The sequence below is a fragment of the Pirellulales bacterium genome, from assembly GCA_035533075.1.
In the GTDB taxonomy this organism is placed as follows: Bacteria; Planctomycetota; Planctomycetia; order Pirellulales; family JAICIG01; genus DASSFG01.
The window spans coordinates 1-20,354 of record DATLUO010000253.1 but is presented as its reverse complement, the minus strand read 5'-3'; the positions used below and the strand labels follow the sequence as shown (position 1 = coordinate 20,354).

18 protein-coding genes are annotated in these 20,354 nt (G+C 64.8%); 14 read left to right on the top strand and 4 right to left on the bottom strand.

The features are described from left to right. The 13 genes from VNH11_31505 to VNH11_31445 all read left to right on the top strand — a co-directional run. A partial coding sequence (locus tag VNH11_31505; protein HVA50911.1) for a hypothetical protein occupies positions 1-734 on the top strand: 734 nt, incomplete at its 5' end. A gap of 17 nt (positions 735-751) precedes the next feature. Next, positions 752-1,747 (top strand): GDP-mannose 4,6-dehydratase, encoded by a 996-nt coding sequence (gene gmd / locus VNH11_31500; protein HVA50910.1) that lies wholly within the window; start codon positions 752-754, stop codon positions 1,745-1,747. A gap of 9 nt (positions 1,748-1,756) precedes the next feature. After that, positions 1,757-2,455 (top strand): hypothetical protein, encoded by a 699-nt coding sequence (locus tag VNH11_31495; GenBank protein HVA50909.1) that lies wholly within the window; start codon positions 1,757-1,759, stop codon positions 2,453-2,455. Beyond that, positions 2,452-3,741, top strand: a complete 1,290-nt coding sequence (locus VNH11_31490; GenBank protein ID HVA50908.1) for a glycosyltransferase family 4 protein — start codon at positions 2,452-2,454, stop codon at positions 3,739-3,741. The genes VNH11_31495 and VNH11_31490 overlap by 4 nt, the downstream gene beginning before the upstream one ends. 47 nt (positions 3,742-3,788) lie before the next feature. Then, positions 3,789-4,166 (top strand): hypothetical protein, encoded by a 378-nt coding sequence (locus tag VNH11_31485; GenBank protein ID HVA50907.1) that lies wholly within the window; start codon positions 3,789-3,791, stop codon positions 4,164-4,166. A gap of 204 nt (positions 4,167-4,370) precedes the next feature. After that, on the top strand, positions 4,371-5,882 hold the full coding sequence (locus tag VNH11_31480; protein ID HVA50906.1) for a glycosyltransferase: 1,512 nt from the start codon (positions 4,371-4,373) through the stop codon (positions 5,880-5,882). 74 nt (positions 5,883-5,956) lie between these two features. Continuing rightward, positions 5,957-6,757, top strand: a complete 801-nt coding sequence (locus VNH11_31475; protein HVA50905.1) for an ABC transporter permease — start codon at positions 5,957-5,959, stop codon at positions 6,755-6,757. 112 nt (positions 6,758-6,869) lie between these two features. Continuing rightward, positions 6,870-8,267 carry a glycosyltransferase family 1 protein gene (locus VNH11_31470; protein HVA50904.1) on the top strand — a complete coding sequence of 466 codons (1,398 nt, stop codon included), beginning with the start codon at positions 6,870-6,872 and terminating at the stop codon, positions 8,265-8,267. Further along, a complete protein-coding gene (locus VNH11_31465) occupies positions 8,264-10,783 on the top strand; it encodes a glycosyltransferase (GenBank protein HVA50903.1) in 2,520 nt (839 codons plus the stop codon). The genes VNH11_31470 and VNH11_31465 overlap by 4 nt, the downstream gene beginning before the upstream one ends. Positions 10,784-10,931: 148 nt before the next feature. After that, positions 10,932-11,684 (top strand): ABC transporter ATP-binding protein, encoded by a 753-nt coding sequence (locus VNH11_31460; GenBank protein HVA50902.1) that lies wholly within the window; start codon positions 10,932-10,934, stop codon positions 11,682-11,684. Positions 11,685-11,714: 30 nt separating this feature from the next. Continuing rightward, the gene (locus VNH11_31455) at positions 11,715-13,310 is read left to right on the top strand and encodes a hypothetical protein (protein HVA50901.1); all 1,596 of its coding nucleotides are present in this window, start codon (positions 11,715-11,717) and stop codon (positions 13,308-13,310) included. A 312-nt stretch (positions 13,311-13,622) separates the two neighbouring features. Beyond that, positions 13,623-14,321 carry a pirin family protein gene (locus VNH11_31450; GenBank protein ID HVA50900.1) on the top strand — a complete coding sequence of 233 codons (699 nt, stop codon included), beginning with the start codon at positions 13,623-13,625 and terminating at the stop codon, positions 14,319-14,321. Positions 14,322-14,325: 4 nt separating this feature from the next. Further along, a complete protein-coding gene (locus VNH11_31445) occupies positions 14,326-14,484 on the top strand; it encodes a hypothetical protein (GenBank protein ID HVA50899.1) in 159 nt (52 codons plus the stop codon). Between the two features lie 65 nt (positions 14,485-14,549). On the opposite strand, the gene recG is transcribed toward VNH11_31445, so the two are convergent. Next, positions 14,550-16,637: an ATP-dependent DNA helicase RecG gene (gene recG / locus VNH11_31440; protein ID HVA50898.1), complete on the bottom strand. Its 2,088-nt coding sequence runs from the start codon at positions 16,635-16,637 to the stop codon at positions 14,550-14,552. A gap of 22 nt (positions 16,638-16,659) precedes the next feature. Beyond that, the gene (locus VNH11_31435) at positions 16,660-16,899 is read right to left on the bottom strand and encodes a hypothetical protein (protein HVA50897.1); all 240 of its coding nucleotides are present in this window, start codon (positions 16,897-16,899) and stop codon (positions 16,660-16,662) included. A gap of 286 nt (positions 16,900-17,185) precedes the next feature. On the opposite strand from VNH11_31435, the gene VNH11_31430 reads away from it, so the two are divergent. Further along, positions 17,186-18,535: a DUF1501 domain-containing protein gene (locus VNH11_31430; GenBank protein ID HVA50896.1), complete on the top strand. Its 1,350-nt coding sequence runs from the start codon at positions 17,186-17,188 to the stop codon at positions 18,533-18,535. Positions 18,536-18,729: 194 nt separating this feature from the next. Here the strand turns inward: VNH11_31430 and VNH11_31425 are convergent, their stop codons facing one another. Continuing rightward, a complete protein-coding gene (locus tag VNH11_31425; GenBank protein ID HVA50895.1) occupies positions 18,730-20,175 on the bottom strand; it encodes a DNA polymerase Y family protein in 1,446 nt (481 codons plus the stop codon). Further along, the coding region (locus tag VNH11_31420; GenBank protein ID HVA50894.1) for a hypothetical protein at positions 20,102-20,354 on the bottom strand (253 nt) is incomplete at its 5' end. The genes VNH11_31420 and VNH11_31425, both read right to left, overlap by 74 nt.

The window sequence follows — 20,354 nt, the reverse complement described above, 5'->3', positions numbered from 1 at the left end:
CGCTCGCAAGCTCGCTGGTCCCACCCTACGCACAAGGCGGTGGAAAAAGCGTGCAACTTTTGGCCATGCTCACCGTAACCACCTATGCCGCTTTCTTGTTGCTGGCGGGAACCGGCGCGCATCCCTTCGGAGCCATCCGCCATACCCTGCCCTTGTCGCCGTTGGTCTTCTTGCTCTATGCGGCCGGGCTCGTTGCTCTTCATCGACGGGGCGGGCCGTGGCGGCTGGCGGGATGGCTGGCGTCGGCGCTGCTGCTGACACAAATGGGGGTCGCCGATGCCGAAGTCTTGCCCAGTTATCATCGCTTCGATTATCGCCGGATGAAGGACTACGTCGATACTCGCCGCGGTCCCAACGAGGCGGTGCTGGTCGCCGGTTATTGGGCCAGCGCCAAGTATCAGCACCTTGCCGGTTCGACCGAAGCAGCCCAGCCGCCCTGGTATTACGTGCCGATCTCGCCGGTGCCCGATCTCGAAGAGTTGCCCGCCGTCAAGAAACTCGTCGAATTCTCTCTCGACGAAGGTCCCGGCTTGTGGGTGATCGAGATCGAAGACTCCCCTTCCGATTTCGGCCTGGGCCGGTTGGGGGCCGTCGGCGAACGGCACCCGATGATGGGCGTCCGCGCCACCCACTGGACGCGTGCAAAACAGCAAACCGCCGGAATCAAGGTCAAGTCTTGTCCCCTCGGCAGCCGAAAAAGTGGCCACCACCTCGCGCGCACCTCTTCTCCTTAGGATCGGTTTCCAATCTCATGGCAGGCATCGCACTGATCACAGGCATCACCGGTCAAGACGGCTCCTACCTGGCGGAGCTGCTCCTGGAAAAAGGGTATCACGTCCACGGCATGTTTCGCCGTTCGAGCACCGAGACCTTCGAGCGCGTGAAGCACCTCGAAGGCAAGATCGATCTGCACCCCGGCGATCTGATCGACCAGCAATCGCTCCTATCGCTGCTGGCGAAAGTGCAGCCCACCGAAGTCTATAACCTGGCCGCCCAAAGCTTCGTGCCCACAAGCTGGCAGCAGCCGCAATTGACCGGCGAGGTGACGGGCCTGGGCGTCACGCGCATGCTCGACGCCGTGCGGTTGGTGAATTCCAAAATCCGCTTTTACCAGGCCAGCTCCAGCGAGATGTACGGCAAGGTGCATGAGACCCCGCAGCGCGAGACGACGCCGTTTCATCCGCGCAGCCCTTACGGCGTGGCCAAGGTCTACGGCCATTACATTACGATGAACTACCGCGAGAGCTACGGCATGTTCGCCTGTTCGGGCATCCTGTTCAATCACGAATCGCCGCGCCGCGGACTGGAGTTCGTCACCCGAAAAATCACGCACGCCGTCGCCAAGATCAAGCTGGGCATGGCCGAAGAGCTGCGCTTGGGCAACTTGCAGGCCCGCCGCGACTGGGGCTTCGCCGGCGACTATGTGCGTGCCATGTGGCTGATGCTGCAACAAACGCAGGCCGACGATTACGTGATCGGCACCGGACAGACGCACAGCGTCGAAGAGTTCGTCGAGGCGGCCTTCGAGCACGTGGGACTCAACTGGCGCAAATATGTCGTCGTCGATGCCAAGTTCCATCGGCCGGCCGAAGTCGATCTGCTGCTCTCCGATCCGGCCAAGGCCCGTCGCGCGCTCGGTTGGCAGCCCCAAGTCGGTTTCCACGAGCTGGTCACGATGATGGTCGATGCGGATTTGGCGTTGCTCGGCCGCGAGCACGACGCACCGGGCAAACGCAAGGCCGCGTGAGAGAGATGCATGGCCAATACGGCGGTCAAAATTGCCTGGCTGGGACTGCTCGACAGCGACGACGCGACCGGTTCGTCGCGCGCGCACGAGCACTTGGCAACGCTGGCCCAGCACGTCGTGGCCGCTTCGGGCTATGGCTGGTCGATCGAGCTGATTTCCTGCGGAAGCGGGCCTGAACGGCGGCCGATCAGTGCCGGAGTCGCTCGCCTCACGTTGCCCGTGGCTGGAACCGCCCGGACGGTCTGGGACCGGACCTCGTGGGATTTGTCCCGCGTCATTGCCGACGTCGACCTGGTCCATCTGCACGACGGATTCAGCCGCTCTTGCGAGGTGGCGCTGCTCATCGCTCGTCAACTGCGTAAGCCTGTGTGTATGACCGAGTGGGGTCTCGAAGGGCACTGGCTCGCGAGCGAGTTGTCGCTGATCGAATTGGCCGACGTGGTCGTGTGCCACGATCGTGCGGTGGCGGAGTCGATCAGTACGTCGAAGCCGGTCGAGCTGGTTGTTTGCGAGACCGACATCCGCCAGCTCGGCGTGCCCGCGCCCTGGCCTGCGAATCACTGCCTGGCACTGGAGGATGGCCTTCCTAGGCCGTCCGGTGCCAAACGAGACGGCCTAGGAAGGCCATCCTCCCGAGCCACCGCCGGCGTGCGCTTGTATGAAATCTACCACCGACTGATCGCCGCCACGCGGAGGGCCGCCGCGTGAAGATTCTCGCGATCAGCAACCTTTATCCACCCGACTTCATCGGCGGCTATGAGCTCTGCTGCCGGCAGGTGGTCGACGGCCTGCTCGCTCGTGGGCACGACGTGCAGGTGCTGACGACGAGTCCCCGCACGCCCTGCCCCGCGGTCGAGCACGTGGCGCGAGAGCTGGAACTGGTGAATTGCTACGATGCCTTCGGCGTACTGCACAATCGGCCGGTGACGCGCAAGCTGACCGCGGCGCGGGCCGTGTTCGTCAGCTCGCACAACGTCCACGTGCTGCTCGAGCGGCTTCGGCGGTTTCAGCCCGACGTGGTCTATCTTTGGAACCTGTTTGGCACCGGCGGCCTGGGGCTGGTCGGCTGCTTGCAATACCTCGACGTTCCCTGGGTCTGGTATCTGGGCGACTGCGTGCCGCGAATGCTGTGCAGCCTGCACGAGGATGTGCTGAGCGTGCTGGCTGCCGAATTCGGCCGCTACGTCCGCGGCCATTTCATGCCCGTCAGCGAGCGGGTGGTGCAAGAAATCGAAGCGGCGGGAGTGAAGCTCAACGGCGAGATCGAAATCTCGCCGAACTGGGTGCTCGGCCGTCAGCCGCCGCCGCGGCAGCGTTACTATCGCCGCGGCGAAACGCTGCGCATCGTTTCGTCGGGTCAGATGGGCCGCCACAAGGGCATTCACCTGCTGGTCGAAGCCGCCGCCCTGCTCCGCGCCCGCGGCTACGAAAACTTCCATATCGATCTATATGGCAAGGTGACCGATCCCTCCGTGGCGCCGTTGCCGTGCGAGCTGGGCGTGGAAGACCTCGTGCGATTCAAGGGTCTGTGCCCGCAAGAAGAACTGGTGGGCCGCTACGCGCGGCATGAATACGACCTGTTTGCCTTTCCCACGTGGAAGCGCGAGCCGTTTGGCTGCGCGCCGCTGGAAGCGGCCGCCTACGGCACGGTGATGCTGATGAGCGAGAGCTGCGGCATCGGCGAGTGGTTCGTCGACCGCGTCCACTGCCTGAAGGCGGCGCGCACGGCCGAGGCCTTTGCCGCCGCCCTGGCCGACGTGCTCGACGGCCGCAGAGACCTGAAGCCGATCGGGCGGCGTGCCAGCACGGTCGTTTGGCGCGACTTCCGTCTCGACCGACTGTTGCCCGACATCGAGTCGGCGCTCGAGCGGGCCACGACTCGCCCGGACCGGGCCGGCGGCAGCGCCGATGAGGCCTATCGTCTTGCTTTGTTGGCCGAAAAGCTGACGCAAGCTTGGGTGCAAGAGAACGACTGCCTCGCGGAGGCGGCCTGATGCACTGGAATGTGTTGGAGCAAACCTCTCATAAGGGATTAACGTCGATGCTTCGTCGCCTGGTGGGAACGATCGTGCGGGGACCGGTCCGCGTTGGCAAAGCCCTTGGCCGCCGATTCGAGAGGCGGTTGGCGCGGCGGATTTCGGAGCGGTATGCCGACGAGATCACGCAGTTTGCCGCGCTCGCGCATGCCATGCGCGAGCTGAACGAGAACCTGACCGCGCGGCTCGACAAGCAAGAAGGTTTTCAATGGGACCATGTGGCGCTGGCCCGCCGGCTCGCCGCGCTGGAGGACCATGTGAGCGGGTTATTGGACCAGGCCCCGCTGGACGAGGATGACGACGGACGGAGCGTGGTGCGTCTGCCCGTGACGGAAACGTTGGCCGCCACAACGGCGCTCGGGCAGTTGGGACAAGCCGGGTAATGGAAATTGCATGATGTGGGGTGGGACCAGCGAGCTTGCGAGCGCCGGCCCACCATTGAGAGAAGCGCTGGGCGATAGGCGTTAGGCGTTACGTGGAAATAAAGCATCGGATTCCCAACGCCCAACGTCTATCGCCTTGAAACATGGTGGGCCGGCGCTCGCAAGCTCGCTGGTCCCACCTTACACGATACAAATCACGACGCCATGATGCCAAGCGATCTCAGCACTCCATCAACCGCCCAACGGGCGCTGTTCACCACGTCGTCGCTCAGCGCCGGCGAAGTCGCCGATCGCTGCGGCGACGACTGCTATTCGTACTTCTTCGTGCAACGGGCCTTCCTCCCCTTGCTCCAGCGCTGGGGCAGCGTCGAAGAGGTTTCGCAATCGCCGGCCCGCGTACACGAGGCGGTCGCCGCTGCGCGGGATGCCGGACAGACGGCCGTTCACATCAGCTTTCTGCCGCTGCAATACCTGCAGTTGACCGAAGGCGCCGCCAACGTGGCGTTTCCGTTCTGGGAATACCCCGACATCCCCAGCTACGACGTGGCCGGCAATCCGCGGAACAATTGGCTGCGGATGGCCGATTGCCTCGATCTGATTCTGACGGCCTGCGAGTTCACGCGCGATTCCTTTGTGCGGGCCGGGGTGAAAACACCGCTGGAAGTCGTGTCCGTGCCGATCGCCGACGACTACTTCCGCGTGCCGCCTTGGGAGCCGCGGCAGCGGGTCGTGCTCGACTGCCCGTGCTATGTGCTGCCGCAAGCGGTGCCGGCGCCGCGGTTGGGGCAGATCGCCCGGCGTGCGGCCCAACGGGCTGGCGTCAAGGTCCGCGAGCAGTGCCGCATCGCCTATCGCCGCGGGGTGCGCCCCTTGCTTCCGAAGGCGTTGCACCGCCGCCTGGCCTCGAGAAGCCATGCCATGATCGGCAAAGAGCCGCCGCCCGTCACGCTCACCGCGGCCGACCTGTTCCCCATTCCGTTCGCCACCAGCGACCGCATCGACCTTTCGGGCGTCGTGTATAGCACCATTCTCAACCCGTTCGATATTCGCAAGAACTGGCGCGGCATCATCGACGCCTTTTTGCGGGCCTTGGGCGACGAAGACGCCACGCTGGTCGTCAAGCTGGCGGTCAGCCAGCGGATGCGGCAGGAAGCGCTGCACAATGTCTTGCACTTTTACCGGCGGTTGAGAATCCGCCATCGGGCAAAAGTCGTGATCGTCGGCGCCTACTTGTCCGACGAGCAGATGATCGAAATCGCCCGTGCCAGCACCTACTATCTCAACGCCTCGCACGCCGAAGGGGCTTGCTTGCCGTTGCAGGATGCCCTGGCAGCCGGACGGCCCGGCATTGCTCCGGCACACACGGCGATGGCGGAGTATGTCGACGATCGCGTGGCCTTCGTGGTGCCGTCGCACGCGGAGCGGACTCATTGGCAGTGGGACCCGACGCAACGCCGCGGCACGACCTGGCAAACGGTCCGGCGGCGCGACCTCGTCGAGCAGTTGCGCTTGAGCTACGAAGCCGTGCGGCGTGATCCCACCCGATACCAGTCGATGGCCGAGTGCGGCCGCCAGCGAATGTCCGACCTGGCGAGTGCCGAGCAAGTTTGGCGGCGTCTGTCGTCCGCATTGGATTCGGTGCATGCCGCGCCCGCCCTGGCCGCGGCATGTGCTCGCCTGCAGGCTACTCCCGTACCGAGCCGCAAGGCGGCATGAAAACATTGGGGATCTTGTTTATGGACAACAAACCGCGGTGGCTGGGGCAGAGCGCTTACCTTGAGAACAACTCCATGAAATCGAATCTTGCCGCCGTGGAATACACCGCCGCCATCTGGCGCTGCCGCTACTTCTGGCTGTCGCTGGTGAAGAAAGACCTGCGCACCCGGTATCGCCGCTCGGTGCTCGGCCTGGGCTGGTCGCTTTTGCACCCCATCGCCATGACCACGGTCATCTGCATCGTGTTTCACAAGCTGTTCGACATGGAGGTGGCCAACTATGGGCCGTTCCTTTTGTCGGGCCTCACCACCTGGAACTATTTGTCGTCGACCGTCACGCAAGGCTGCGACACGTTCTTCAACGGTGAGTCGTACATCCGCCAGCATCCCGCGCCGCTGGCCATCTATCCCTTGCGCACGGTGTTGGGCGCGGCCTTTCACTTCGGGCTGGCACTCATCGTCGTGCTGATGCTCACCTGGTGGTTCAAGGGCTTCGGCAACCTGGCGGCCATCACCTCACTGGTGCCGACATTGGCGATCTTCATCGTGCTCGGCTGGTCGCTGGCCGTCATGGCGGGTTTCGCGCACGTGCGGTTCGCCGACATGAAACACCTGCTCGACATCGGCCTGCAGATCATGTTTTACGCCACGCCGATTTTCATTCCGCCCGAACAAATGAAGGAACGCGGCCTGGCTTGGCTCACCGACTATAACCCGGCGGCCATCCTGCTCGACCTGGTGCGTCAGCCGGTGCTCAACGGCAATTTTCCCACGCTGCGGGCATGGACCTGCGTAGGGGCGATCACCGCCGTGGCGTTCGCCCTGGCCGTGCTGATGCTCGTGCGCTTGCAACGCCGCTTGATCTTTTACCTGTAGGGTGGAACCAGCGAGCTTGCGAGCGCCGGCCCACCGTAAGCGACGTCGTTTGCGGTGGGCCGGCGCTCGCAAGCTCGCTGGTCCCACCCTACACGGATCACGGACACCATCGATGAAAATCGGCGTCGACATGCTGGCGGACCAATCGGCGGGTCGCACTCGCGGCACCGGCCGCTACGCGCGCGGCCTCGTCGGCGAACTGTCGCTTGCATCGAAGCACGAGTTCTTTCTCTACTACTACGAGGGCCTGCCGCAAACCGCCGACCTCGTCGGCCCGCACGTTACGGTGCGCACGTTGCCCACCAGCGGCAGCTTGCACGCCGCCGCCCACCAACTGGCCAGCGAAAACCGCGACGAGCTCGACGTGCTGTTGTTCACGTGCCCGTTGGAGAATTTTCACGGTTACCTGCCTCCTTTCCCGTCGCGGCGCGGCCCGCGACTGGCGGCCATCGTCTACGACCTGATTCCCTGGCGGTTTCCGGACGAATATCTTCACCATCCGGGCATCGCCCAATCGTATCGCCGGGCACGGGCCGCCTTAAGAAATTACGACGCGCTCCTCACGATCTCCGAATCGGGGCGGCGCGATGTCATCGAACTGCTGCGTGTCTCGCCCGATCGTGTCGTCAACATCGGCGCCGGCAGCGACGCAGGCTTTTTCTGCCCGGCCGACACACACTCGGCCGATAATCGCGCAGCCCGATGGTTGGCCGAGCAGAGAATCGAGCGGCCCTTCGTTTATGCCCTGACGGCCCTCGACTACCGCAAGAACCTGTCGGGCTTGTTGACGGCGTTCGAGCGGCTCCCCGCGCGCCTTATCGCTTCTCATCAATTCGTCGTCACGTGCGCACCGAGCAATGACGACGACGCAGGACGGGCGCGCGACGTAATCGCTCGCTCGGCCATTGGCCAACGGATTGTGCTTACCGAGTCGCTCGACGACGCAGGGCTTCGCACGCTTTATCAACATGCGGCTGCCTTCGTCTTCCCATCGCGCTACGAAGGCTTCGGGCTGCCGCTGGTGGAAGCCATGCAGTGCGGTACGCCTGTGGTGGCCGGCCGCAATTCGTCGCAGATTGAGGTCGTCGGCGACGCCGGGCTATTGGCCGACGTGGACGACGCCCAGGATCTCGCGAACAAGATTGCTGCGATGCTCGACGACCGGCGGCTGGCGGACGAATTCCGCGTTCGCGGTCTCGAACAGGCCGGTCGGTTCACTTGGCCGGCGGTCGCCCAACGCTGCCTCGATGCCTTGCAGACGACCGCCCGGCTGCCGCGACAAAGCAATTGGTTTGATACCTTGGCGGCACGCGGCAAGTTGGCCGTCCGTGAACGCCTGACACGCTTGATGGTTTTCGAAAGACGTAGGGTGGGACCAGCGAGCTTGCGAGCGCAGGCCCACCGTAAACGACGTCGCCCTTGGTGGGCCGGCGCTCGCAAGCTCGCTGGTCCCACCCTACGCCTGTCGCCGAGGTCGGTTGCCGACACCGATCGGGGGGCCGCGGCATGAGAATCGGAATCGACATGATTGCCGTCCAGCGCCGTCCGCATTCGGCCGTGGGCCGTTATGTGCTGGGGATCGTACAACAGCTCACTACGCGGTTCAGCGAACACGAGTGGTTTCTTTATTTTCACGAAGCCCTGGACGGAGCCGATTCGTGGTGCGGAGCGACTTCCGTTCAACTCCGCAGCGTGGCGACACACATTTCTCGTGGCGACATTGCGAACGGTCAGCTTGCCCTCGAACAATCGAATGACAAACTCGACCTGTGGTTGACCACATCGACGCTCGATTGCCTCGACGCCTACGCCCCGCCCAGCGCACCGATCGACGGCGTTCGTCTCGCCGGCCTGGTGTACGATCTCGCGCCGGCCCTGGTGGCCGATCGTTTCGTCCAGCATCCCGGCCGTTCGCAGCGGTATCAGCGGGCGCTGCAGACACTGCCGCGGTATGACCTTCTCTTGACCGTTTCCGAAGCGACGCGACGCGACCTGATCCGTTCGTTCGGCATCGATGAACGGCGAGTGGCGACCATCGGACCTGCCGCGTCTTCTGCGCTCGAACTCCGCGAGCCAATCAGCGCAGAGTCGCCAGCGGCCCTTGATTCGCTCCGGATCCGCAATCCGTTCGTGCTCTTCCAGGCCGGCGACCACGAGGACCGCAGCGTGCAAGTGTTCTCGGCCGCCGTCACGCGACTTCCGGCCGCGGTTGCCGACCGCTTCCAGTTCGTGATTGCATGCCGTTTGCCCGGCGAGCGCCAAGCGGCGTGGCAGGCCGAATTCGCCCGGCAAGGCCGTAGCGGCCGCATGCTGTTGATCGACGGCGAACTCGATGACATGCGGCAGCTTTATCAGCACTGCGAAGCATTCGTCGATGTCTCGCCGCACGAAGGTTCGGGCTTGGCGCTGCTCGATGCTTTGCCATGCGGAGCGGCAATCATCGTCGACCGGCGTTCCTGGCACGCGGAGATGGCCGCCGAGGCAGCCCTGTTGGCCGACGTCGATCAGCCCGCCGATCTGGCAGCCAAGTTGGACCAATTGCTCTGCGACGAAACGATGCAGGCCAGCCTCCGCCTTCGAGCGCCGCTGGTCGCCAGCCGTTTTTCGCTGGCTGCCGCCGCCGATCGTGCCATGGAAGCGCTGGACGATGGCCGGTGTAGGGTGGGACCAGCGCGCTTGCGAGCGCCGGCCCACCATCGGCGCTCGTGGTGGGCCGGCGCTCGCAAGCTCGCTGGTCCCACCCTACGCTCTACTTCCGATGCACTGCCAAAACACCCGCAACGTCCGACTCTGGCTTTTTTCTCGCCCTTGCTCCCGCAACGCACGGGCATCTCCGACTATTCGGAACGCTTGCTCGCCGCCCTGGCACGGCACTACTGGATCGACCTCTATCACGATCACGAGTATCTGCCGCAGTTGAGCCTCTCGAACGCCGATTTCGCCTGCCGCGATCATCGGCTGTTCGACCGTTTTCGCCGCGCGAGCGACTATGCGGGCATCGTCTACCAGATGGCGAACACCCACTACTGCGCCTATCTTTACGACATGCTGCTCAAGCAGCGGGGCGTGGTCGTGCTGCACGATTATGCCTTGCCCGAATTCCATTTCGGCTATGCCCTGCGCGCCGGCGTGCCCGACGATTTCATCGCCGGGGAAATCGCCTTCGAATCGGCCGAATTGGGCCACGAATATCGCTCGAACGCCGAGGCGTGGCGGGCGGAGCCGGGCGGCATCGTGCAAGCCTGCGTTCGCCGCGGACTGACCTTCAACCGGCGCGTGCTCGAAGCCGCCGCCGTGCTGGTGGTTCACGATCGCTGGGGCGCGGAGCAGATCGCACGTGCTCATCCGCAGATCGCCTCGCGCGTGCGAGTCATCCCGCATGGGGCGTCGGTGACGGTCGCGTCGCCCGACGAAAAGCGGGCCTTGCGGCATCGCTTCGGCTTTGCTGACGACGATCTGATCTTGAGCTGCTTCGGCCTATTGAACGGGGCCAAGTATCACGCCGAAGCCATCGAGGCCTTGGCGGCTCTGAGCCGCGAGTTTCCCTCCGCTCGGCTGATCTTCGCGGGCGGCGACATGAACGAGGGTCGCGAGCCGGCCGCCGTCGAGCGGTTGGGCCTGGGCAACCGCGTGCGGTTCTTCGGCCACGCGCCGATCGAGACGTTTCTCGACCTGATGTCGATCACCGATGTGGCCATGAACCTTCGTCGTCCGCCGACCCGCGGCGAAACGTCGGGAGCGCTGCTGAGCCTGCTCAGCGCCGGCGTGCCCACGATTGTGACCGACGTCGATACGTTCGCCAGCTATCCCGATAATGTGGTGTACAAGATTGGTGCGCTGGCGCCGGCCGACCGCTCGCTGGAGAACGCACTTCGCAGCCTGCTCGACCAGACTCAGCGGCGGCGCGAGATGGGCCGCGCGGCCGTGTGTTACGTGGCCGAAATCCACAATTGGCAACGCGTGGCCTCGCTCTATGCCGAGGCGGTCAGCGAAGCCCGCGAAGCACTTGGCAGGCAGGCGGCGTAATACGTGCTAAACGGAGAAGAACAGGCAGGGTGGGGCCAGCGAACTTGCGAACGCCGGCCCACCCTACGACCCACATCGGGCTGGCAGCATCCAACGCAGACGGCTAGTATCCGCAACTCTCTCATCCTACTGAAATCCAACTCCGCCTATGGCCCGAATCGAACTCGACAAAGTCAATTTGACCTTCAACGTGCGGCAAGACACCGGACTGACGCTCAAGGAGTTCGTCGTGCGAGGCATGTTCCGCAAGTCGGCCAGCCCGCGAATGCAGGTACACGCCCTGCGCGAGGTCAACCTGTCGATCCGCGACGGCGAGCGCGTCGGCATCATCGGGCACAACGGCGCCGGCAAGAGCACCGTGCTCAAGCTGTTGGCCGGCATCTATCCGCCGACCAGCGGCGTGCGCAACGTCGCGGGCCGCATCAGCTCGCTGTTTGACATCGCCTTGGGCTTCGAAGGCGACGCCACCGGCTGGGAGAACATCGGCTATCGCAGCTATTTGCAGGGCGAGACGCCCAAGAGCATTCGCGGCAAGGTGCAAGCGATTGCCGACTTCAGCGAACTGGGCGACTTTTTGAACATGCCGGTCCGCTATTACTCGGCCGGCATGTCGGTGCGGCTGGCCTTCTCGATCGCCACCGCCATCGAACCCGAAATCCTGCTGGTCGACGAGGTGCTGTCGGTGGGCGACATGTCGTTTCGCGACAAGGCGCGTTGCCGGATGGAGGAGATGATGTCGAAGGCCAAGATCATTGTCATGGTGAGCCACGACCTGGGCTCGATTGCCAAGATTTGCAACCGCGTGCTGTGGTTCGACCACGGGCAGGTGCATGCCGACGGCCCCGCCGGCAAGATCGTGGCCGCCTACCACAAGCATTATTCGCCCGCCAAGGCCGCGTAGCCATTTTGGATTTTGGATTTTGGATTCCCCATGCCTACCGCCGGCAAGCTGCTGATCGTCAGCCCGAATTTGCGAGACCATTTGGGTCACTACTTCGAGACCTCGGTCTCGCTGGCCGAAGCCGCCCGGCGTGCGGGCTGGCACCCAGTGCTGGCCACCCACGTCCATTGCCGCACCGAGATTCTGCCCACCTGGCTGGAGAGCTATCCGCTGTTCTTCACCGATTGCCCGCTCGGCCACCGCCCGGCCGACGATCCCTTCGGCCTCGACGCGACGAGCGCCCTGGGCCGCGTTGGCGCGAAGGCCGGGCAGGCTTGCTTGAACCTGGCCTGGATGGCCGAGCGGACCGCCTACTACGCGCTGCCGCCGGCGATCTACGACTTGGGGCGGATCGTCGGTTACTGCGGCATGCCGCGCTGGGCGCACCCGCGTCATTACGCCGAGGTTTACGCCGCCTGGCAAGACATCCTGCGGCGTTGGGTCGTCGCCGACGACGAAGTGGTGAACCAGGCCCGGCCCTTGCCCGAAACTTCGCGGCGGCTGCGCGATCGCCGGCAGCGGGCGAAGATCGTGCAGGCCGTCCGGTCGCTGGTGCCGACGGGCTTCGGGATCGAGGTCGAACAGATGCTCTGCTTCCAGCGTGATCTGTTGAGGTTCTTGGCCACGGCGGGCGCCGGCCGCGACGACCACGTGCTGATGGGCACGGCCCATCCGCGCGACGCGGCGGCCGCCGGGCTGGCCATCGAGTTGTTGGGCGACCATGCTCCGACCTTTCACCTGGAGTTTCTCAACGGCCTGTTCGAGGGCGATCCGGCCGCCGAGGCTTCGACGCCTTCGCCCGCCGTCCGCGTGCGGCGGATGTTCTTTTCGCTCTACAGCCACTGGGGCGCCAGCCGGCGCATCAAGTTCTACACCGACTCCGCGACGCTGGCCCGCGACTACGAGACGATTTCGGGAGCGCGGTTCGACGTGCTGCCGATTCCCTTCCGGGCGGAGCTGATTTCGCCGGTGCCTCGACCGCCTTCCGGTCCGGTGCGGCTGGGCTATTTTGGCGAGGCGCGCGACGAAAAGGGTTTTCCCTGGCTGCCCGACCTGGCCGAGGCGTTGCGCGACGACTATCTGGCACCGGGTCGTGCCCGGCTGTTGATTCAGGCCAACGTCAGCCAGCCGCAGTACAACCCGCAAAGCATCAAAGCCCTGGAGCGGCTGAGACTCCTTTCGGCGGGCGAGGTGCAGCTTTTCGCGGCCGAGGCGCCGTTGTCGCCGGTCGAATACTATCGCATGGTGTCGCAGGCCGACGTGGTGTTGCTGCCGTATCTCAACGGGCGTTATCGGGCCTGCACGTCGGGCGTGCTGGCCGAGGCGTTGGCCCTGGGCGCGCCGCCGGTGGTGCCGGCCGGCACGTGGATGGCCGACCAGTTACCGCCGCGGGGCGGCGAGACGTTCGACGATTTCGACTCCTTTGTGGCCGCCGTGAAGCGGGTGCTCGATCATTTTGCGTCCTATCGCGCGGCGGCCCAGGCCCATCGGCCGTATTGGCGCGAGCGTCACTCGCCCGACGCTTTTGTGGCGGCCCTTTTCGGCAACCGCGCATCGCCCTCGGCGACGCGATTGGCGGCCGCCTAGCGCTGGCTGCGTTGCTTGGGGTGCCGCTCTCGCGTACTATCCTAGGGGATGCCGCAATTCGTGGAGGAACCGCCCGCGCCCAGAAGCTCTACCGGGCACTGGACGAAGGCAAATCCGCCGCCATTCTCGATCCCTCATCCTTCATCCCTCATCTCTCTTCCCTGACGAACGGGCCAAGTCGTCGGCGCCACCAACTGTGAACCGTTCACAGTTGACGGCGTGCCGCCCGGAGCGTCAACTAATAACCGTTACCAGTTGCCAGGTGGCGAAGCGGCGTGCCGATCCATTTATTTGAATAATGGAAGGTCGAACATGATCGTTACACTCAAAGCGAAAGATCGAGGCCACTTCAACCACGGCTGGCTCGATACCTACCACACCTTCTCCTTCGGCGATTACTACGACCCGGCCCAGATGGCTTTTCGTTCGCTCCGGGTCATTAACGAGGACCGGCTGCAGCCAGGCAAGGGCTTTGGAATGCACGGCCATCGGGACATGGAGATCCTCACCTACGTCCTCGCAGGTGCCTTGGAACACAAGGACAGCTTGGGGAACGGTTCGATCATCAGGCCGGGCGATTTGCAGCACATGTCCGCCGGAACCGGAGTGCGGCACAGCGAGTTCAATCCCTCGGCCGATGAAGCCGTGCATCTCTACCAGATTTGGCTGCTGCCTGAGCGAGAAGGTTTGCCGCCATCCTACGACCAGCGTGCGTTCAGCGAAGACGAGCGACGGGGCCGGCTTCGGCTGGTGGCTTCGCCCGAAGGTGCCGATCGTTCGCTCACGATTCGTCAAGACGCACGGCTCTATCTGTCGTCGCTGAACGCCGGCGAATCGGTGAGCCACGACATTCAAGTTGGGCGTCACGCATGGCTCCAAGTCCTGCATGGTCGGGTCAAGGTAAACGGGGCGCTCTTGGAGACGAGCGACGGGGCGGCGATCGGCGACGAACGTCGCCTCACCGTCGTTGCCGAGCAAGGGGCGGAAGTGATGCTGTTCGATTTGGCGTGAACCAGTGCGCATCGGCGTCATCGTCCTGCCAGACCAGGTCGCCGTGGCCAAGGCACGCGAGGCGATCCAGCCTGACGGGTCGCTGATAGATCCCAAGCAGCAGGCGCGCATCGAAGGACTCGGAAAAACCCTCGCCTCGTTCTTGATGAAGCTCAAAGCGTAGGTGCGCACTCAACATGACGGCACCTGATTGTCGTCACAGTACACGGTTTCGCGCGATGGACCGCCTCATCCCACGTCGCCCAGCTCCAGCACGCGGCCGTAACGCTGCAGCACCCGATGCCGCAGTTGGGCGAACTCCGGCTGGCTCAAGGTCGTCGCCGCGACCAATTGCTGAGCGTCGCGGCGTGCCTCCTCGATCACCGCCCCATCGCGCGCCAGGTTCGCGATCCGCAACGGCGGCAGCCCGTGCTGACGCGTTCCCAACAGATCGCCCGGCCCGCGCAGCTCGAAGTCGATTTCCGCCAGTTGAAAACCGTCGCTGGTCGCCGCGAACGCCTCCAGCCGCTGGCGGGCCTCGGCCGCTTCGACGTCGGTGAGCACCGCACAGTAGCCGGGCTGCACGCCGCGGCTCACGCGGCCCCGCAACTGGTGAAGCTGCGAAAGACCGAACCGCTCGCCGCTGTAAACCGTCATCAACGTGGCGTTCGGCACGTCGATGCCCACTTCGACGACCGTCGTCGTGACCAGCGCCTGAATGTCGCCGCGACGGAAGGCCTGCATGGTCTCTTCCTTTTCCGACGAGCTCATTCGCCCGTGCAGCAGGCCGAGGCGGAACGCCTCCAGTGGCCCGTGGGCCAGCGATTCGAACGCCTGTTCCAGACTGGCCACGTCGGCTTCCGACGACTCGTCGATGAGCGGCGTCACCACATAGCCCTGCTTGCCGTCGCGCAGCTTGCGGCCGAAGAAGTCCCACCATTTCTCCCGCTGCTCCTGGCCCACCAGATACGTATGGACGGCTTGCCGGCCGGGCGGGGCCTCGCGCAACGTCGAGACGTCGAGATCGCCGAACAACGTCATGGCCACGGTCCGCGGAATCGGCGTGGCCGTCATCACCAGATAGTGCGGATCGAGACCGGCCTGCTTCAGGCTGGCCCGCTGCCGCACGCCGAACTTGTGCTGCTCGTCGATGACCACCAACCCCAGCCGGGCAAAGCGGACGTCGGGTTGCAAGATCGCCTGCGTGCCGATCACCACGTGGACTTCGCCGGTCGCCAGCTTGTCCAGCAGCTCCGTCCGTTGCGACGCGCTGATTCCGCCGCTCAGCAGGCGCCACTCGACATGACTGGCGGCGAGCGTGCGCTCCAGCGTGGCGGCGTGCTGCCGGGCGAGCACTTCCGTGGGCGCCATCAGCACCGCCTGATAGCCGTGGGCCACGGCCAGCAACATGGCATATACCGCCACCACCGTCTTGCCGCTGCCCACGTCGCCTTGCAACAGGCGGTTCATGGGGTGCGGGCGGGCCATGTCGGCATTCACTTCGGCGATCGCTTGGTTCTGGGCCCCGGTCAACTCGAAGGGAAACAACCGCCGGATGCGGGCGTCGATCTTGGCCGTGGCCTCCAGCGGCGGAGCGTTGCGGCGAGAGTGCTGCTCGTCGTGCTTCATCGCCAGGGCAAGCTGCAACACCAACAGTTCTTGATAGATCAACCGCCGGCGGGCTTTTTCCAGCTCCGCCCGATCGCGCGGAGCGTGAATGAGTCGAATGGCTTCACGCACCGGCTGCAGGTCGCGCGACGCAAGGTAACTCGCCGGAAACACTTCGTCGAGCGAAGCGAGGCAGGTCTCCAGGACGCTGGCGGCGACCTTACGCATCTGCCCCTGCGTGAGTCCCTCGGTGAGCGGATACACGGGCAGCAGCACCGCGGCCGGCCCTTGCTCTTCCACGTCGATCGATTGGACTTGCGGATGGGTGAACTCCCAGATGCCGCCGTTCATCTTTGGTTTGCCGGTAACCAGCAACTCTTCGCCGAGGCCGAACCGCTCACGTCGGAAGGGCGAGTTGTACCACAACAGCCGCACGCGACCCTGCTCGGCGGCCAGCAGCACGCCCAGCAGGATGTTGCCCGAATTACTCACGCGCTGATCGACCTCTTCCACCTTGCCGCGCAGCCGCGTGAGGTTTCCTTCGACCAGATCGGCGACGCGATCGAGCTGGGTCAGGTCTTGGTAGTCGCGGGGAAAGAAGAAGACCACGTCGCGGGCGGTGCGCAGGCCCAGGCGCTCGAGCAGCTCGGCGCGTTGCGGGCCGACGCCCTTCAAGAATTGGACCGGCGTGGCGAGGATTTCCGCCGGCGTTTTCACAGGAGCGGACATCCCGGCATTGTAAGCGAAGGGACTACTTGCGGTAGCCCAGCGAGGTCACCACATTGAGCATTTCTTCGTAGGTGATGAACCGGCGGCGATGCGCCAGCTTGTACGAGTCGATGGCCACCGCCAGCTCTTGTGCGGGCGGCGACAGACCTTCGTAGCTATCGGCGAACTGGCGGCGCTCGCGGCTCGGCGCGCCCTCCGCCCGCTCATAGTTGCGGCGGTCGACAAACTGTTGTTCGGGCGGCAATTCAAGGATTTGCGGCATGACCGGCTCCTGAAAATGGATGGTTCCTGACAACCTTACCTCGCTCGCCACGCGGATGAATGTTTTCTTATCCGCGACCGGTCCGCCGCACCGCAAACGGCGAACTGCCGGACGGATTGTGCCGCTTGCAGCGGATGCAACGACCTTCGACAAAGCGTAGGGTGGGACCAGCGAGCTTGCGAGCGCCGGCCCACCCTACGCGCGACGAATCGCCCGGCCTTGTACTCTTCTCCAGCCCTGCGAAAATAACAAGTCGACGCAACCTCCTGCCTGCGGTCAAACACGAATGGCCTGCCGCGATTTCCAACAAACCCACTGCAGCCGCCGTGCGGCGCTCGCTTTTGGCGCTCTCGGTGTCGGCGGGCTGTCGCTACCACGTCTACTCCAGGCAGAAGCGGCCGCAACCCATCGCAAGCCGCCGGCCCGAAGCTGTATCCTGCTGTTTCAGTTCGGCGGCCCCAGCCAGTTCGAGACGTTCGACCCCAAGCCCCGGGCGCCGGCCGAAATCCGCGGCGAGTTCGGCGTCATCGCCACGCGAAATCCGCAGCTCGTCATCGGCGAGCATCTGCCCAAGCTAGCCGCGCTGGCCGACAAATTCGCGCTCGTCCGCAGCGTCCATCACGACCGCGGAAGCCATAACTCCGGCGCTTATTACTCGCTGACTGGCAGACGGCCGCTGATCGACATCGTCACCTCGAACGCCGCCGCGACCGACTTTCCCTGTCCGGGGGCGGTGATCGACTCGTTGCGGCGCGACGTACACCTGGCGCCGACCGCCGTCTCGCTGCCGACGATGATCGCCGACGGGCCTTTCCGCACGCCGGGCGAGTTCGCGGGCTTCTTGGGCAAGCTGCACGACCCGCTCTTCATCACGCAGAACCCCGACGACCCCAAGTTCAACGTCGAGCAGCTCGCCTTGCCCGACGGCGTGTCGGTCGAGCGGCTGCGAGACCGCCGCGGCATCCTGTCGCGGCTTGCGGCCACGGCCAAGCTGAGCGAAAAGCTCGCGGCGGTGCGCGACATGGACGCCTATCAGCAGCGGGCGGTCGATCTGCTGACGTCGCCGGCCACGCGGCAGGCATTGGCCATTGCCGACGAGCCGGCCGGCGTTCGCGAGCGTTACGGCCGCAATCAATACGGCCAGAGCGTGCTCTTGGCCCGGCGCCTGGTGGAGGCGGGCGTGCGGTTCGTCACCGTCTACTATTCGGCGGGCATCGGCGGTTGGGACACGCACAAAGACAACTTCAAAACCCTCAAGGGCAGCCGGCTGCCGCAGACCGACCTGGCACTGTCGGCCGTGATCGAAGACCTGGCTCAGCGGGGCCTGCTGGACGAGACGCTCATCCTGTGGACGGGCGACTTCGGCCGCACGCCCAAGGTGAACAAGGACGCCGGCCGCGATCACTGGCCGCCCTGCCAGACGGTGCTCATGGCGGGCGGCGGCATTCGCGGCGGCGTGTTGGTGGGCAGCTCCGACAAGACGGGCGCGTATGCCCTGAGCGATCCCAAGACGCCCGACGACGTGATGGCGACGGTCTATCACGCGCTGGGCCTCGATCCGGAAACGATCATTCACGACCAGCTCAACCGTCCCATGCCCATCGCCGACGGCCGGCCCATCGCGGGGCTATTCTAGTTTGCCAATCTCCGTTATGCCAGCGTGATCGAGGGCGTCGTTGAGCGCCAGAAGGGCCAGCGCGGCGCAGAACCGCTTGTTGGGCGGCAGGCCGTCCAGCGCCGCCGCCCGGCTGTGTCTCTCACACCAAGCTCTGTCCGCCACCGCGGTTGCTTGGCGGTCGAAGGGCTCATTGTTGGCCGCGCGCAGAATCTCTAGTCAAACGCCCCGTGGAAATACCAGCGGCCGTCGGAGAGCTGGCGGAAAAGCCAGAACCAGCGGCCGGTGATAGTCTCCACGCGGTAATAATCGCGTCGCACGCTCCGCCCACGCCACCAGCCGGTCTGGATGCGCTCCGGACCCCAGGTGCGCTCGATGCGATGCTGCTGGCCGAAAAGCGAAAAGGCCAAAGGCGGCCCGTGCGGTGCCATCGACACCACCTCCAAGAGCACCGGCCGCTGGGCAAGCGACAGCGGCCGCGTGAGCGGCCATTTGCACGAGGCGCAATGCGAAAAAGTTTGCCGTTGAGCCGGCCGTTTCTTCGCGCTGCTGGCCGGTCGCCGCTGCGCCCCGCCCACCCAAGGTTCGTACCGCCAGGTCAATTCCGGCTGGGCTTCGGGCAAAAGCCTGGGGCGGACGACCGAGCTGCGCCCCAAGCGGCTGCTCAGCCGGTCGACCAGAATCGCCGTCTGCCGCGGATCGTATTGGCCCCGATCGCCGAACAATTCCTGTTGTTCGAGTTCCAAAGGCGCGGCGACCGTGACCGAGAGGCGCAGCGAAGCGATCGGCTCGGCCAGCTTGCGCTGCGCCGCCAGCCATTGCATCTCGATCAACTCGGCCAAGTGCCGCGGCGCGGCGCTCGGACGGTAGAGGCCGACCGTGAATTCGCCGGCCTTGCCGGTCTCGCCGCGGAAACAGCAAACCAACTCTTGCACGCCTTGCCGCCGCGGAGACAACTGCCGCGCGATCTGCTCCAGTTGTCGCTCTAACGCTTGCTCGATCACCGCCGGGCGATCGGTCGGGTGCTCGAAGACCGTCTCCGCTTCCACTTGGGGCAGGGGGTGGCAAGCCGCAATCACTTCTTCCACGACGCCCATCGCCTGGTCGAGCCGCACGAGCAACTCCGGGCCGAAGCGGGTTGCCAGGCTATCGCGCGAAAAACGGAGCAGTTGCCCGATCTGCCGCAGGCCCAATTCGCGCAATGTCTCGACGCAGTCGGCGGAGAGCCGCAACGCCTCGACGGGTAAAGGCAAGAGCGCGGCCCGGGTTTTGCCGGGCGGCACGACGATGGGCGAACCAGGTAATTGCAAATTGCAAATTGCAAATTGCAAATTTTCAATTGGGTAATGGGCCAGCGCCCAGGCGGCGCCGAGCGTGTCGGCCAGGGCGATGCGCGTCGACAGGCCGCGGCGGCCGAATTCTCGCCCCACGTGCCCGATGAGCGTCTCTTCTCCGTGAAACAGGTGGGCCAGACCGGTCACGTCGAACAGCAAACTTTCCGGCGGCTCGAGCGCATCGACGCCCACCGACGGACTGAACTGCCCGCACCAGGGGACGAGGCGCTCCAACGCCTCGCGACCGCTCAACTCACGCTCCTGACCAGCGGCGACGCGCCGCTGCCGGGTCCAGTCGGGCAACCGCACGCACAATACCCGTTTCATCGTCGATCTCCAGCTCCAACCGTTTTTGTTCCGCCAATTCGCTGGCCAGCGTGCCGCGCGTTTTCAACACCTCCACCGCCAAACATCGCGCTGCCCGCTGCCCGTTCGTCCCTTTCTTGCCGCCGTCCGAAAAGGGGACGGGCACCTTTTGTGCGAAGCACCCTTCGGGCCGTTCCGGC

Bases quoted from the DNA above. Each gene is read 5' to 3' on its own strand.
- gmd (HVA50910.1), top strand. From the start codon at position 752: ATGGCAGGCATCGCACTGATCACAGGCATCACCGGTCAAGACGGCTCC.
- VNH11_31495 (HVA50909.1), top strand. From the start codon at position 1,757: ATGGCCAATACGGCGGTCAAAATTGCCTGGCTGGGACTGCTCGACAGC.
- VNH11_31485 (HVA50907.1), top strand. From the start codon at position 3,789: ATGCTTCGTCGCCTGGTGGGAACGATCGTGCGGGGACCGGTCCGCGTT.
- VNH11_31480 (HVA50906.1), top strand. From the start codon at position 4,371: ATGATGCCAAGCGATCTCAGCACTCCATCAACCGCCCAACGGGCGCTG.
- VNH11_31475 (HVA50905.1), top strand. From the start codon at position 5,957: ATGAAATCGAATCTTGCCGCCGTGGAATACACCGCCGCCATCTGGCGC.
- VNH11_31470 (HVA50904.1), top strand. From the start codon at position 6,870: ATGAAAATCGGCGTCGACATGCTGGCGGACCAATCGGCGGGTCGCACT.
- VNH11_31465 (HVA50903.1), top strand. From the start codon at position 8,264: ATGAGAATCGGAATCGACATGATTGCCGTCCAGCGCCGTCCGCATTCG.
- VNH11_31460 (HVA50902.1), top strand. From the start codon at position 10,932: ATGGCCCGAATCGAACTCGACAAAGTCAATTTGACCTTCAACGTGCGG.
- VNH11_31455 (HVA50901.1), top strand. From the start codon at position 11,715: ATGCCTACCGCCGGCAAGCTGCTGATCGTCAGCCCGAATTTGCGAGAC.
- VNH11_31450 (HVA50900.1), top strand. From the start codon at position 13,623: ATGATCGTTACACTCAAAGCGAAAGATCGAGGCCACTTCAACCACGGC.
- recG (HVA50898.1), bottom strand. From the start codon at position 16,637: ATGTCCGCTCCTGTGAAAACGCCGGCGGAAATCCTCGCCACGCCGGTC.
- VNH11_31435 (HVA50897.1), bottom strand. From the start codon at position 16,899: ATGCCGCAAATCCTTGAATTGCCGCCCGAACAACAGTTTGTCGACCGC.
- VNH11_31430 (HVA50896.1), top strand. From the start codon at position 17,186: ATGGCCTGCCGCGATTTCCAACAAACCCACTGCAGCCGCCGTGCGGCG.
- VNH11_31425 (HVA50895.1), bottom strand. From the start codon at position 20,175: ATGAAACGGGTATTGTGCGTGCGGTTGCCCGACTGGACCCGGCAGCGG.